Genomic DNA, 14,006 nt, shown 5'->3' with positions numbered 1-14,006 from the left:
GATGGCAACACGCGGTAGACTGTGACTATGGACGAACTTGGCGACGCATCCGCGTTGCTGGCCCGACCGGCAGCTCTACGCGAGCGCGCCGCTGCAGAAGGTGTTCTGTTACTGCGCGGGCTCGCGCCGGCACACGATATCGCAGCCTTGCGGCTGGAAGTTCTGCGCCTCTGCGCAATGGCGGGTTGGCTGCATCCGCGTACCGATCCGCGCGAAGGCGTGGCGGCGCCTGGAACGGCTTATACCGAGCAATCGCCGGAGTACCGGCCGCTCTATCGCGAAATACAACGCCTGCGCAGGTTCCACGCGCTGGCGTTGCATCCGGCGTTGCTAGCCGCAGTGGAGGCTATTGTAGGACGCCCAGTGCTTGCCCATCCGCGCAACATTGCGCGAGTAAGCTTTCCGGCCTGCACGCGGTTCACGACCCCAGCGCATCAGGACTTCTACCATGTCCGGGGCTGCGCGGATACCTGGACGGCCTGGATACCGCTTGGCGCCTGCCCACGGGAGCGTGGGGGACTGGCGGTTATGCCGGGCTCGCACGCCGAACCACTACTGGCAACCCACGCAGCTGACGGCGCCGGTGGCGCCGCGGTGGAGACAGGCACACTGCCTTGGCGATGGGCCACCGCAGACTACGACACTGGCGACGTGTTACTCTTCCACAGCCATACGATTCACAAGGCGCTGCCGAATATGTCGCCCGATCGACTCCGTCTGTCGGTGGATTACCGCTATCAGCGGGCTGCAGACGCTATCCACCCTTCCAGCCTGGAGCCGCATCTTGGCGTTGCGAGCTGGGAAGAGGTGTACGACGGCTGGCCGGACGATGGGCTGCGCTACTATTGGCGCGCCTTGAACCCGCGCATTCAGGCGTAAGCTGCCTACGCAGAGTCACCGCCGTCAGTCTTTAGCCAGCATCCGTACCGTAGCCGGCCTCAGTTGGACGGCGGCTATCCGGACTGCCGGCCAGGGTCCTTCCGCTACCATCGGCCGCTCGAGACGCCGCTATAGCGCGCGCCGGAGCTTCTTCGCTACCTCGGCCGCCTGCTGAGGCGTGGTGCGAAATTCGGAGAAGTGGCTGGACGCGGAGAACGGCTGGTCACACAGGTTGTGCTCGCCGGCAAACCGCGGAAAGATATGCCAGTGAACATGCGGCACCTGATTTCCGAAACAGGCATAGTTGAGCTTGAACGGTTCATAGGCGGCCTGAACCGCTTCCGCGGCCTTCATCAAATCTGCCATGACCAGCGCCTGTTCGGCGGGTTCCAGATCGACCATGTCTCGAACGTGTCGGTTCAACACGAGAACGCAATAGCCGGGATAGAACTGGTGCTCGCCAACCAGCAGCGTGGATGAGGCGAACTGCGCCACGTGAAAGGCCGGATCAGGCGTGGCCAACTGGTCGCACAGTGGGCAGCTGGACATGTAGGATGAGCCTGTGACCGGCTGCAGCGGTCAGGCCATAAGCCCCTGAACCACCGAACCGTAGACATCGGTCAACCGGAAATCGCGGCCCGCGTACCGGTAAGTCAATTTGGTATGGTCGAAACCCATGAGCCGCAGAATGGTCGCGTGCAGGTCGTGCACGTGCACGGGGTTCTCAACGGCTCGAAAGCCAAACTCATCGGTTGCGCCCCATACCTGTCCGCCTTTCACGCCTCCACCGGCCAACCACACGGTAAACCCATAGTGATTGTGGTCACGTCCATTCTTCTTGCCCGCGTTCAACCCTTTGGCTGGTAACTCAACGGTTGGTGTGCGGCCAAACTCACCACCCCAGATCACCAACGTATCCTCCAGCATGCCGCGCTGTTTCAGATCACGCAGGAGGGCGCCGATTGGCTGATCGGTGTCTCGCGCCAACTGCCGATGACCTGCTTCAATGTCGTCGTGATCGTCCCAGGGTTGACCAGCGCCTTGATAGAGCTGGATGTATCGCACTCCACGCTCCAGCAGGCGGCGCGCAATGAGGACCTGCCGCGCGTAGACGCCGGGGCCGTACATCTTGCGAATGCTTTCAGGTTCTTTGCTCACATCAAACGCGTCTGTCGCCTCGGTTTGCATGCGAAATGCAAGCTCAAATGACTGGATTCGAGCTTCCAGACGGGCATCGTGCTGACGCATTGCCAGGTGCTGCTGGTTCAACTGCTGCACCAGGTCCAGCTGCTGCCGCTGCTCCGTCGGCGTTTGACTGGTGTTGCGAATGTACTGGATGATCTTCTGGATATCGGTTTGTGACGGATCGATATACGTTCCCGCATAGATGCCCGGCAAGAACCCGGCATCCCAGTTCTGTGTGTCCTGGATGGGATACCCGTTTGGGCACATGGCAACGAAACCGGGAAGGTTCTGGTTCTCCGTTCCGAGGCCGTATAGCAACCAGGATCCCATACTGGGACGGATCAAGCGACCATCGCCGCAGTTCATCAGTAGTAGCGACGGTTCGTGGTTTGGCACATCGGCATGCATCGACCGGATAACGGCGATATCGTCGATGCTCGAGCCGATATGTGGAAAGATGTCCGCAATCTCGATACCGCTCTGGCCGAATCGGCGCGTTCCGAACGGTGACTTGAACGCCGTGCCGGTTTTCCGCTCCGTGGGCAGGTTGGCAAACGGCAACGGCTGACCATCGTATTTGGTGAGCATCGGCTTGGGATCGAACGTATCCACGTGCGACGGGCCGCCGTTCATAAACAGGAAGATGACGCGTTTTGCCGTCGCCTTCATGGGTGGCATTCGCGGAGCAAGCGGATTGACCGGGTCAGGTTTCGTTGCGGCTTGAGCTTCCGCTTGAAGCAGACCGGCCAGGCTTACGCCGGCAAACCCCGCCCCGAGCCGCGAGATGAGTTGTCGGCGAGTGAGGAAGAGATCTTCCAGCGAGAAATCGGAGTGGCTCACGCTGCCCTCACTTTCCGGGACGCCCAGGTTGAACTATACCGGTACTGCCATCCGCTCCAGTTGAACTTCGCGACCTGTCTCGGCCGACTCAACCGCTGCAGCGGCGATCGCCAGCGTTTTCAGATTATCGTGGCCGCTGGTTTCCGGCTGGACGTTCATCTCGATGCAAGCGCGCCAATGGTACAGGTCAAACTGGTGGCCGGTTGCACCGATCGACTCGGCCCAGATCGCGGCGCCCCACGGCTCCGGCAACGGCGTAAAGAAGTGCATGTCGGTGTATTGCGTGAGATCGGCATTCTGCTGGAAGAGCCGAATTGGACCCCATTCGTCACGCGCAAACCAGACGATTGTGCCGCGTGAGCCCGTTATGGTCCACCGGCCATTCCAGCCGGTATCCTGACCCGGCGAGCCGTAAGATCCGGTGTAGTTCACCTTGATGCCACCCTCGAAGTCGATCCAGGCAAAGGTTGACATATCGCCGAGAGTGTTGCTGACACTGGGATTCCATGTTCGACAGCGCACCGATACCGCATCACGTTTGAGAAGGTACCGCATCATGTCGAAGTGGTGGATGCCCATATCCATGATGAACGGCTGGCGCATCTGCTTCCGCCAGCCGGAGAGCAAACCCTGCAGCTGAAACTCGACCAGTACGTGATCGACCTCGCCAATTGCACCGTCTTGGATAAGCTTGTGCACGGCGCGCGGCTGATCCTGGTAGCGATACTGTTGCGTCACCATCAGTTTGCGGTCGTGCGCGTCTGCAGCCTCAACAATAGCCCGGGCGGAAAACAGATCCTCCGCCATTGGCTTTTCCACCAGCACGTGCAGACCGTGGCTCATCGCTGCGATGCTGGTGGTTTTGTGGCAGCTGGCCGGTGTGCAATCGATCAGTCCATCCGCCTCCACGCTGTTCAGCGCTTCATCCAACTCGGTGAAGCGCCGGTCGGGCGGCACCGGAACGATCTCGGCGGCCCGATCCAGAGCCTCGCGGCTCGGATCGACCAGTGCAACGTGGTCAAAACCGTCGCACTCCTTCACCGCATATAGCCAGGTCACGCCGAATCCACCTACGCCCGCTTGAATGACTCGCATCCTTGCAAGTGCCTCCGATAACCTTAAGGATGTGTTAACCGATGTTAGGAATTCAACATCGACATACGCTTTCCCTTCGGGTTGTGATATATCGATTTATCAGGGCTGCTTTGCCCGCTCGTACCGAACCTGCCACGCGTCGCTCATCCGGTGATAGTGCCCTGCGCTAACCGATTTGAGCATGCGCATTCCGACCTGCGCGTCATATTGCGATATGATGTACGAAAGACTGCAGTGATCGTGAGGCGTGCCGGATCGGCAACACAGCATGGCGCCATCGATCGGTGTTTCAAAATGGAGAACGGATGATGCGACTGGAACTTCCCACCGGATTGTTCACCTACCCAGATGTTGAACTGCCGCCGGTATGGATGGTCGAGCAAACGAACGCTGCCAGGGGCGCAGATCTATCTGAGGTGGCCGACGAGGTACTTCGCGCTGTGAGGGCATTGTGGGAAACAGCCGGCTTGCCACTCGGCGCATCTGTGGCCATTGGCCTCGGCAGCCGCGGAATCCGCAACCTGGCCGCCATCGCCGCGACGGCCGTAGACGCCATCCGGGAACTGGGCGCCGTGCCGTTTATCGTGCCCGCGATGGGCAGCCACGGTGGCGCCACGGCTGACGGTCAAGAGGCCATTTTGCGTGACTACGGGATTCTACCCGATGTCGTGCGTGCGCCGGTGCATGCAACGATGAACGTCAAAGAACTCGGGAGGCTGGAGGGAACCGATTCCGGTGAGTTCGCCGGGCACAGCGTGTGGTGTGACGAGAACGCCGCGCGCGCGGACGGGATACTGCTGATCAACAGGATCAAGCCACACACCGACTTTGGCGGACCGGTTGAGAGCGGCATCGCCAAAATGCTGGCGATTGGCCTCGGCAAGCGGCACGGGGCAGAGGCCATTCACCGTCACGGCGCCTACGGTCTTCGCGAGCTAATGCCCCGGGTGGCACGGCACATGGCGGCCGCACTTCCCGTGCTGGGCGGGATTGCCATCCTGGAGAATCAAGCGGGAGAGACTGCCGAGGTGCACGCCCTGCGCGCCACGGACATCGGAAGGGCCGGCGAGGCGGCACTACTGGAACGCGCCCGTAAGATGTGTCCGCATCTGCCGTTCGACAAAATCGACGTGCTGGTGGTGGATGAGATGGGTAAGAACATCAGCGGCACCGGAATGGATACGCACGTGATCGGTCGAGCCCTGATGCCCAGCATTCCGGAGGCCGACTGGGACGGTCCGCTTGTCCGGATGATCGCGGTATTGAGCCTGAGCCGTGACTCGCATGGGAACGCTTCCGGCCTGGGTCTGGCCGATGTTACCACGCGGGCGCTGCTGGAGTCGGTAGATTTCAACGCAACACTCACCAATACGCGTACCAGCGGCGAAGGAGGCATCCTGAAGAGCCGCATTCCGGTACCACTGGAGAGCGCCGACGACTGTGTCCGGACGGCGATGGGCTCCTGCGGTCGCGGAGATATGCGCCGGGTACGTCTGGTGCGCATACGGAATACCAACTGCACACGGTGGATGGAGGTCAGCGCTGCGCTGTTGGATGAGGCGAGGGCAAACTCAGCCCTGCGTGTCTCGCCCGAATCGCGCACGCTGGACCTCAACCGGCTGCTGCCCCAGCATGCTTGATGGGCTGCCCTGTCAGTGCCACTCCAGGCTGGCGCGCAAGCGGCCGCTGCAGCGCGGGCTTTGTAGCTTCTTGATAGCTTTTACTTCAATCTGGCGGATCCGCTCCCGCGTAACTTTGAAGTGGCTGCCAACCTCTTCGAGCGTGCGCTGACAGCCATCCGCCAGACCGAACCGCATTACTACTACCTCGCGCTCTCGGCTGGTAAGGTGATTGAGCGCGTCGTCAATCTGTTCACGCAGCAGGGTGGCGCAGGCGGCATCTGTGGGGCAGATGGCGTCGCGATCTTCCAGAAAATCGGCCAGGCGCGCGTCGTCGTCGTCGCCTACGGGTGCTTCCAGGGACAACGGCTCCGGGGCAATTCGCTGGATCTCGAGCACGCGCACCGCGGAAACACCAAGTTCGCGACCCAATTCGTCCGGTGTAGGCTCGCGACCGGTCAACTGGCGGAGGCTGGATGTTGCCCGGATCAATCGGTTGATTGTCTCAACCATATGCACCGGGAGGCGAACCGTTCGAGCCTGGTCTGCAATAGCTCGGGTAATCGCCTGCCGGATCCACCAGGTGGCATAGGTGCTAAACCTGTATCCTTTGCGATAATCGAACTTCTCAACGGCTCGAATAAGGCCAATGTTGCCTTCCTGAATCAGATCGGAAAACGACAGGCCACGGCCGCTGTAACGCTTCGCGATGGAGACGACAAGGCGAAGGTTGGCCTCGGTAAGACGGTTGCGAGCCTGGCGCGCCGCGACGGGCGCGTCGCACTCACCTTCAATGCACTGTGCCAGTCGAATCTCGTCGTCCGTCGTGAGCAGAGGTGTGCGCCCGATTTCCCGCAGCCATGCGCGCACTGAGTCTTCCAGTGGCACATCCGCCACAACCGTGTCCTCATCCTCCAGCGGCGCAGAATCAGCATCGTCAAGTTCGCTTTTGGCCGGGCGCAGCGATTCGAGGTCCTCTCGATCGGCCTCGGGCTGCGCCAACACCGCGGTTACGCAAACGGCCAGTGCAGCTCCTGCCGGCGTCCGATGGCCATGCGTACGGAGAGCCGGTACAGGTACGGTGGGAATGGGGATGGGGGATGCCATGCTCTCTCGCAGACGTAAGCGCGGCTGTTCAGTATGGGCTACGGTTCGGCGGTTCCGGAGGGTTTGGCCGCCTTCATAACCTGGTGCGCCCGCGCCAATTGCTCCCTGGCGTCGGCACCGGTAACGACGAATCCGCTCCGAATGCGGAGCTCTTCGGCCTCACACTGACTGGCTCGCTGTTGAAGTCGTAGAATGCAGCCGGCCAGCGCTGCGTCCGTCAGCGGCTCATTCGCGAGCGGCGCCGCATCTTCCTCCTTCATCGATTCAACCAGGCTGCACGCCGCTTCTGCCGTGTGGCCATCGGCGCCGTGGCGCTGCAGCCGTTCTCCCAGCTGCTGAAGGCTGAGCGAGGCACCATCCGGCACGACACTCGCAACGAACTCCATCACGTACCGACCTGCGTCGGTGGCCATGATTTCGGGCTTGAGCTGCTTGAGCAGGCCCGGGCGACGTACCGGATCGAGCAGACCCCGCAACAGACAACGCTCGGCGCGCTCCCAGCCCGGCAATGGACGCGCCGCAGGCTCGACGGCTGCGCTGCGACCAGCGGCGCCATCCGTTGCCGCCCGTTGTTGGGGCGTACGGCCGGCCGGACGCACCGCAGCGCTCCTACCGGCTATCTCTTCGAGAATGAGCGCGATGACCTGCGGCGTGGAGTAGCGGCCGTTTAGCGGATGCAGGCGCACTATCTGCTGCGCATAACGCGACCGTTCGGCCACCGACGGTTCCGTTCGCAGTATCCGGATGGCGTCTGTGAAGGCTCGCCGACGCTGCTCCGCGGTGGCCGTGTGTCCGGCGTTAGGCTGGCCCAGGAGCAAATCAAGCTCGAACTGTACGCTTGGCGCGGCATTGCCGATTGCCGCATGCAGTTCATTAATCCGGCCGGAACGAACGAGCGTATCCGGGTCGTCTCCGGGAGGCAGGCATGCAATTAGGGGCGCCTCATGCTCCACCGTGCACGCCTGCCAGGTGTCGGCCGCGCGCAGAGCGGCTTTGATGCCTGCAGAATCGGCGTCAAAACATATCACCAGCCGCGGGCCGTAACGGGCGAGTGTAAGTGCATGCTGGGCTGTAAACGCCGTGCCGAGCGGCGCCACGCAGCGGGCTATACCCGCTTCGTGTGCCGCAATGACGTCGAGATAGCCTTCTACGAGCACGGCCGGCGATTCGGGGCCGATGTGCAAGCGAGCTCGATCCAGGCCGTAGAGCGTGCGCGACTTGTCAAACAGGGGAGTCTGCTCGGTGTTGAGGTACTTTGGCTGCTCATCGCCCAAAGCGCGTCCACCGAAGCCTATAACGCGCCCAAGCACATCGTGGATTGGAAAGATGATCCTGGCACGAAACGCGTCGTAGCAGCCGGAACTGCTGCGCCTGCGGACCAGGCCGGCCTGCACCGCCGCGCCGATATCGGCGCCGCTGCTGCGCAGATGGTCGGCCAGCGTCTCCCAACCCTCCGCAGCATAGCCAATTCGCCAGCGCCGGCGAACCTCCGCGGTAACGCCGCGACCCTCCAGGTAGGCCAGCGCGCTGGATGCGCCACGCAGTTGCTGCTCGTAGAATGCCGCAGCAATGTTATTGAGCGCAAACAACTGCTCGCGAGAACCGGTCCGGGCGCCGGCATGGCCAACACGGCTGAACTCGATACCGGCCCGGTTCGCCAGCCATTCCAGCGCGTCCAGAAACTCCAACCCCTCCCTTTTCTCAACAAAGGTGAAGACGTCGCCGGAAGCGCCACAGGCGAAGCACTTGTAGAAGCCGTCCGGATTTACGTGGAAGCTGGGATGTTGGTCATCGTGAAACGGGCAGAGACCGACGAACGAGCGGCCGACTCGCTTGAGACTGGTGCACGCACCAATCAGCGCCACGATATCTGTGCGTTCGCGAACCCTCTCCTTTACATCCTGCAGGCTCTCAAGCGCCACGTGAACCCCAGTGCGATGCGCGTCGGCTATCGCGGCAGATCATACAGTTCGGAGTACTTGCCGACCAGATACGCCACATACGGTTCTGACGAAAGCGGCTTACCGGTGGCAAGCTGGACCAGTTCGCCGGGCAGATACTTGCGGCCGTATTGGTGCACATGGCTGTTCTGCCAGGCAAGGATCGGTGCAAAGTTCCCGTTCTCGATGTGGGCATCCACAGCGGGAATGTCACGTGTCAACGCGTCCCATAGCTGCCCGGAGACGATATTGCCAAGCGTGTACGTCGGGAAGTAGCCGATGAGGCCTTCCGACCAGTGCACATCCTGCAGAACGCCCTCCGCCGCACTGCGTGGGTGGATGCCAAAATACTGCTCCATTCGGTCGTTCCAGGCATCCGGCAGGTCCTTGATGGCAAGCGTGCCGGCCAACAGTTCCGATTCCAGTTCAAACCGCAGCAGGATGTGCAGATTGTACGTGACTTCATCGGCTTCAACGCGAATGAACGACGGCACAACGCGGTTGGCGGCTCGGTAGAGCGCCTCGGCGCCGGTAGCATTGAACCGGTCTGGAAAGGCCTGTTTCAGCTTGGGCAAAAGCCATCGGCAAAACGGCCGGCTGCGGCCGACCACGTTCTCCCACAACCGCGACTGGCTTTCATGGATGCCCAGTGAGGCGCCACCACCAAGCGGCGTGCCCTCCCAATCCGCGGGCCACCCCTGGTCGTACATGCCGTGACCCGCTTCATGCATTGAGGACCATAAGGCCTGGCCAAGATAGGCCGTGCTGAAGCGTGTGGTGATCCGTACGTCGTTATGCGAGAAGCCTGCACAGAACGGATGAGCGGCCTCGTCCTGCCGTCCGCGCGCCAGGTCGAAACCAAGCGCGGCTACAACGCTGAGCGTGAGCGCACGCTGCGCATCCACGGGAAAACTACCGTGGAGAGGCGAGTCGTCCACCGGCGGGCGAGCGGAGATTGCATGTGTCAGCTCAACCAGCCGCGGCCGCAACTCGGTAAACAGGGTGCGGATCGCCGCGTGCGTAGCGCCTGGCTCGTAGAGATCGAGAAGCGCGTCATAAACGTGGCCGCTATAGCCGAGGCAGTCGGCCATGCGTCGTGCCAATCCGAACATCGTTTCGAGGTGCGGTGCGAAGAGTTCGAAGTCTGAGGCTTCGCGTGCTCGTGCCCAAACTTCATGCGTGATGCTGCTGGCTCGCGAAATCTCGGCGACCAGCTCCGCCGGCACTTTTACGGCGTGATCGTAGTCGCGTCGGGCTACGGCGGTCAGACGCCGGTCATTGGAATCCTCCGGCAGGGAGGCAGTTTCCCGCTCGGCGCCTTCCAGCAAGCGTAAAGTTTCAGGCGCAACAAGCATTTCGTGCGCAATCTCGGCCAGCGCGCCGCGCTGGTCGCCGCGCGCCGCGGATGCGGCCGGCGGCATGCAGGTTTCCTGATCCCACTCGAGCAGCCCAAGCGCCGCGCTGATATCGGCGATGCGTTTTGAGCGGACCTTGAGTTCGGAGAGGCTCGTCGTCATTTCGCTTGCCACCTACCAGCCACGCACGGCCATGCGCTCGGATTCGTCCATATTTCGCACATCCAACCCGGGCATGGCGTCGCCAAGGCCGTCCGACGCTTCTGCCAACTTGTCGGCATCGGCAAAGTGAGCCACCGCATCAACGATAGCGCGCGCTCGATCGGCTGGATCGGCCGACTTGAAGATGCCGCTACCTACGAATACCGCTTCCGCTCCAAGCTGCATCATCAAAGCGGCGTCGGCCGGCGTAGCGACGCCGCCTGCGCTGAAGTTGGGTACCGGAAGTTTGCCGGTTTTGTGAATCTCGGCCACCAGATCATATGGAGCCTTCAAGTCACGGGCGGCCACCATCAGTTCCTCCGGCCGCAAACTCTGGATGCGACGCATCTCCCCGGTAACCGAGCGCATATGTCGTACCGCCTCCACAATGTTGCCCGTGCCGGCCTCACCCTTGGTGCGGATCATCGCGGCGCCTTCTCCGATTCTACGAAGCGCCTCGCCCAGGTTCCGGCAGCCACAGACAAAGGGCACTTTGAATCCGTGCTTATCTACGTGGTTCTCCTCGTCAGCGGGCGTCAGCACTTCGCTCTCATCCACGTAGTCCACGCCAATTGCCTGGAGTATCTGCGCTTCCACAAAGTGGCCAATCCTGCATTTGGCCATCACCGGGATGGTAACAGCATTCATGATCGCCTTGATCATACGCGGATCCGACATTCGCGCCACACCGCCGTCCCGCCGGATATCTGCCGGTACGCGCTCCAGTGCCATTACGGCCACGGCACCGGCTTTCTGGGCAATGACCGCCTGCTCTGCAGTGACCACGTCCATGATCACGCCGCCCTTGAGCATCTCCGCCAGGCCAACCTTGGTCCGCCAGGTAGATTTCTGTGTTTCGAAGTCGTTCATTCTCTTTCGCCTCCTTAATTCATTTCGCGCCGCCACTGCAGGGCGGCAATCAGGGTGGCCTGGTCGGCATAATCCAGATCTCCACCGGCCGGCAATCCATGGGATATCTGCGTTACTTTAACGTCAAGACTGCGGAGGCGCGCGGCAAGATAGAGCGCCGTGGTTTGACCCTCGGTTGTAGGGTTCAAAGCCAGTATCACTTCGCGGACTCCCGCGGCCACCCGTGGAAAGAGTTCCCGGATGCGCAGGGCATCGGGCCCGATGTTGTCCATGGGCGAGATAACCCCCTGTAGAACGTGATACAGACCTTTGAACTCATTCGTTTTTTCCATCGCAATGAGGTCGCGCGGATCGGCCACGATGCAGATCACCGACCTGTCTCGCCGGGAATCGCTGCAGATTTCGCACGTAGCTCTATCGGTGAAGTTGTAGCACTCATCGCAAAGATGAATCGTCTGTTTCACCAGGATCATCGCCTGTGTCAGCCGGTCAACTTCCTCCTGAGGGCGTTTCAAGATGTGGAACGCAAGTCGCTGAGCGGATTTTGGCCCCACGCCCGGAAGACGCTCCAATTCCGCCACCAGTTGAGCAAGCGGTCGCGCATAGTGCAAAGACGGATAACCCTCCTGCTTCCGGTCCGCTAAACCAGACCCGGCGGCAACTTAAGATCTCCGAGTTCCTGCGTTATTGCCGACATCCTGTTTTGCTGATCGGTTTCCGCGGTGTGTGCGGCATCGGTAACCGCCGTCAGTACCAGATCCTGCAGCATTTGGACGTCATCCGGATCACACACTTCGGGCTTGATTTCCAGGTTGATGAGGTGGCCGAAGCCATCCACCGTAGCCGTTACGACACCACCACCGGAACTGGCCTGGTACCTTGCGTCTTTCATCTCATCCTGCAGGCGTGCGGCGTCCTGCTGCATCTTTTGCGCCTGCTGCATCAGTTTCTGCATGTTGCCAAGTGAGCCCAAGCCGCCGGGCAGGCCGCCGAAACGCGTCATTTTCGCCTCCTTATTCCAGTTGATGTGAAGATACCACTTCGCCGCCAAAGAGCTGGAGCGCCGAGTTCACCACCTCCGGCCGATCGGCCTCGCCCGGTACGGCCGTGTCGGACTTGCCGTGCGCGCCTGAGTTACTCACCGGAAGTTTGGAGGTTGCGGCAGCAACGCAGTCAATCGTCCAACCGTTCACGTTCAGGAAGGCATTAAGGCGCTCTTCCACCAGGTTGCGCTTCAGCACAACACGCTCCAGAATGGCGGGATCGTCGAACGCCAGGCGGATCACTTGCTGTTCCGCCGACTCGACCTTTGCGTGTGCGAGATAGGCAGCGCCCAGCTTGCTGACCGTCTTGAATGCAGCTACGAAGTCGCTCCAGACACGTGTAAGCGCGGCCGCCGTAATCGGTTCGGCGAACTGCGCCATTGGAGCAGGGGCGGGCGTTGTGGGTGAGCTCGGTGGATGCGTGGCGCCCGTGGTCGCGCGCGGCCGATCTGCCGGTACCGGCGCTTCGCTACGGCTGTTCGCGTCGCGAGGTAATGCAGCGGCGCCGGGATCCGCCTGAACGAGTACGCACATCTCGAGCAGCGTGCGCTCAAAGAGCCATCGGTGCTGGCTGGTAACGCGCATGTCACGTTCGGCCTGTGCGATTTGATCCATCATCCTCAGGATGATGGCAGGCGACAGTTTTGCCGCCCGCGCGGCAAGCGCATCGACGCGCTCCTTTCCCAGTTCCGCCTCCGCCGTGCCCCGGGCGCCGACAGCCACCAACATCAAGTCGCGTAGATAAAATGCAAGGCCCGAGATAAGTTGCCGTATGTCGCGGCCACCGTCAACCAGAGTTGCTGATAATGCCAGCGTCGTATCCCACTCGGCCGCGACAATGGCATCGGCGATCCGGTCCAACATATCGGCGCTTACGGCGCCGATGGCGCGCTCCACCGTCTCGAGCGTGATGCCGCCGTCGGAGTAAGCGAGCACCTGTTCGAGGATGGAGAGAGCGTCGCGCCACGAGCCGTCCGCAGCCCGAGCAATTGCGCGAACGGCTGCCGCGTCGGCCGTGATCGCTTCAGCATCCACGACACGCTGTACCGCTCTCGCAAGATCATCGATACCGCCGCGGCGAAAATGGAACGGCTGGCAGCGCGACCGTATCGTAACGGGAACCTTCTGAAGTTCGGTGGTTGCAAGAATGAATATGACATGAGGCGGTGGCTCCTCAAGGGTTTTGAGGAGCGCGTCAAAGGCTTTCGCCGAGAGGTCGTGGACTTCGTCGATGATGTACACGCGATAGCGCGCCTCTACAGGCGCATACTGCACATTCTCAATTACCTTTTCGCGCACATCGTCGATGCCCGTTTCGCTGGCAGCGTCCATTTCCATAACATCCATACAGCTACCGGCTCGGATCGATGTGCAGATTGAGCAGACGCCGCACGGATCCGGCGTGGGACCATCGCCGGCCGCGCAGTTCACGGCGCGGGCCAGCAGCCTTGCCGTGCTGGTTTTGCCACAACCTCGCGCTCCGTAGAAGAGGTATGCATGCCCGATTCGGCCGAGCCGGATGGCGTTTCGAAGCGTGGTGGTGATGTGCTCCTGGCCCATCACTTCATCGAACGTTTGCGATCGGTATTTGCGGTATAGGGCTACGTAGGTCATGCCATAAGGGAAACTGCCGTGAATGGAACGCCGGCTGGCGCTCCATTCACGGCAGTTTGGCCATATTTCCGGATTGCGGCGCGCGGCATTCAGAGCCGGGTTATCAGAGCGCACACAGGAGGTCCGGCTTAGTGCTGCTACCTTCCGATCCTGACACGGTTCGTCGGCCTGCTGCTGCGTCTGGCCCGGCTCTCAATGCCGCGGCGCACGGCTCCATTATACCAAAGCCGCCCGCACAAAGGCACGGAGCGCAGTAAA

Annotated in this window: 12 protein-coding genes and 1 other RNA gene; 2 read left to right on the top strand and 11 right to left on the bottom strand. The window is 61.4% G+C overall.

Annotated elements, in window-relative coordinates; all coding sequences use genetic code 11:
• Positions 1 to 27 precede the first annotated feature (27 nt).
• Positions 28 to 879, top strand: coding sequence for a phytanoyl-CoA dioxygenase family protein (locus tag KGJ62_03895; GenBank protein MDE2125710.1), 852 nt, complete (start codon positions 28 to 30; stop codon positions 877 to 879).
• 129 nt (positions 880 to 1,008) lie between these two features.
• Here the strand turns inward: KGJ62_03895 and KGJ62_03890 are convergent, their stop codons facing one another.
• From KGJ62_03890 to KGJ62_03880, 3 genes are read right to left on the bottom strand one after another with little or no spacing between them, the layout of a single operon-like run.
• Positions 1,009 to 1,428, bottom strand: coding sequence for an HIT family protein (locus tag KGJ62_03890; protein MDE2125709.1), 420 nt, complete (start codon positions 1,426 to 1,428; stop codon positions 1,009 to 1,011).
• 30 nt (positions 1,429 to 1,458) lie between these two features.
• Positions 1,459 to 2,904: a DUF1501 domain-containing protein gene (locus KGJ62_03885; GenBank protein MDE2125708.1), complete on the bottom strand. Its 1,446-nt coding sequence runs from the start codon at positions 2,902 to 2,904 to the stop codon at positions 1,459 to 1,461.
• Between the two features lie 33 nt (positions 2,905 to 2,937).
• Positions 2,938 to 3,999, bottom strand: a complete 1,062-nt coding sequence (locus KGJ62_03880) for a Gfo/Idh/MocA family oxidoreductase (GenBank protein MDE2125707.1) — start codon at positions 3,997 to 3,999, stop codon at positions 2,938 to 2,940.
• Positions 4,000 to 4,304: 305 nt separating this feature from the next.
• Between KGJ62_03880 and KGJ62_03875 the strand changes: the two genes are divergently transcribed.
• Positions 4,305 to 5,639 (top strand): DUF2088 domain-containing protein, encoded by a 1,335-nt coding sequence (locus tag KGJ62_03875; protein MDE2125706.1) that lies wholly within the window; start codon positions 4,305 to 4,307, stop codon positions 5,637 to 5,639.
• Between the two features lie 12 nt (positions 5,640 to 5,651).
• Here KGJ62_03875 and rpoD read toward each other — a convergent pair whose 3' ends face one another.
• The 8 genes from rpoD to ffs all read right to left on the bottom strand — a co-directional run bounded on the left by rpoD (position 5,652) and on the right by ffs (position 13,939).
• A complete protein-coding gene (rpoD, locus tag KGJ62_03870) occupies positions 5,652 to 6,725 on the bottom strand; it encodes an RNA polymerase sigma factor RpoD (protein ID MDE2125705.1) in 1,074 nt (357 codons plus the stop codon).
• A gap of 38 nt (positions 6,726 to 6,763) precedes the next feature.
• Complete coding sequence (gene dnaG, locus KGJ62_03865) at positions 6,764 to 8,647, bottom strand: DNA primase (protein MDE2125704.1); 1,884 nt, start codon at positions 8,645 to 8,647, stop codon at positions 6,764 to 6,766.
• Positions 8,648 to 8,673: 26 nt separating this feature from the next.
• A complete protein-coding gene (locus KGJ62_03860; GenBank protein MDE2125703.1) occupies positions 8,674 to 10,182 on the bottom strand; it encodes a carboxypeptidase M32 in 1,509 nt (502 codons plus the stop codon).
• A gap of 12 nt (positions 10,183 to 10,194) precedes the next feature.
• Entirely contained in the window at positions 10,195 to 11,091 is an 897-nt protein-coding gene (gene pdxS, locus KGJ62_03855) for a pyridoxal 5'-phosphate synthase lyase subunit PdxS (protein ID MDE2125702.1), read from the bottom strand.
• A 14-nt stretch (positions 11,092 to 11,105) separates the two neighbouring features.
• Positions 11,106 to 11,702, bottom strand: coding sequence for a recombination mediator RecR (gene recR / locus KGJ62_03850; protein ID MDE2125701.1), 597 nt, complete (start codon positions 11,700 to 11,702; stop codon positions 11,106 to 11,108).
• Between the two features lie 29 nt (positions 11,703 to 11,731).
• Positions 11,732 to 12,094 (bottom strand): YbaB/EbfC family nucleoid-associated protein, encoded by a 363-nt coding sequence (locus KGJ62_03845; protein MDE2125700.1) that lies wholly within the window; start codon positions 12,092 to 12,094, stop codon positions 11,732 to 11,734.
• A gap of 10 nt (positions 12,095 to 12,104) precedes the next feature.
• On the bottom strand, positions 12,105 to 13,748 hold the full coding sequence (gene dnaX, locus KGJ62_03840) for a DNA polymerase III subunit gamma/tau (protein ID MDE2125699.1): 1,644 nt from the start codon (positions 13,746 to 13,748) through the stop codon (positions 12,105 to 12,107).
• A 90-nt stretch (positions 13,749 to 13,838) separates the two neighbouring features.
• An RNA gene (gene ffs, locus KGJ62_03835) (signal recognition particle sRNA small type) lies at positions 13,839 to 13,939 on the bottom strand.
• Positions 13,940 to 14,006: the final 67 nt, after the last annotated feature.

Source organism: Armatimonadota bacterium (genome assembly GCA_028871815.1).
GTDB lineage: Bacteria > Armatimonadota > Chthonomonadetes > Chthonomonadales > Chthonomonadaceae > REEB205.
The sequence above is the reverse complement of the archived record's forward strand: the minus strand, read 5'-3'. Positions and strand labels throughout refer to the sequence as shown.

What these genes read in the sequence shown, in the direction of transcription:
- KGJ62_03895 (MDE2125710.1), top strand. Translation starts at nt 28, where the DNA reads ATGGACGAACTTGGCGACGCATCCGCGTTGCTGGCCCGACCGGCAGCT.
- KGJ62_03860 (MDE2125703.1), bottom strand. Translation starts at nt 10,182, where the DNA reads ATGACGACGAGCCTCTCCGAACTCAAGGTCCGCTCAAAACGCATCGCC.
- dnaX (MDE2125699.1), bottom strand. Translation starts at nt 13,748, where the DNA reads ATGACCTACGTAGCCCTATACCGCAAATACCGATCGCAAACGTTCGAT.
- KGJ62_03890 (MDE2125709.1), bottom strand. Translation starts at nt 1,428, where the DNA reads ATGTCCAGCTGCCCACTGTGCGACCAGTTGGCCACGCCTGATCCGGCC.
- KGJ62_03845 (MDE2125700.1), bottom strand. Translation starts at nt 12,094, where the DNA reads ATGACGCGTTTCGGCGGCCTGCCCGGCGGCTTGGGCTCACTTGGCAAC.
- pdxS (MDE2125702.1), bottom strand. Translation starts at nt 11,091, where the DNA reads ATGAACGACTTCGAAACACAGAAATCTACCTGGCGGACCAAGGTTGGC.
- KGJ62_03875 (MDE2125706.1), top strand. Translation starts at nt 4,305, where the DNA reads ATGATGCGACTGGAACTTCCCACCGGATTGTTCACCTACCCAGATGTT.
- KGJ62_03880 (MDE2125707.1), bottom strand. Translation starts at nt 3,999, where the DNA reads ATGCGAGTCATTCAAGCGGGCGTAGGTGGATTCGGCGTGACCTGGCTA.
- rpoD (MDE2125705.1), bottom strand. Translation starts at nt 6,725, where the DNA reads ATGGCATCCCCCATCCCCATTCCCACCGTACCTGTACCGGCTCTCCGT.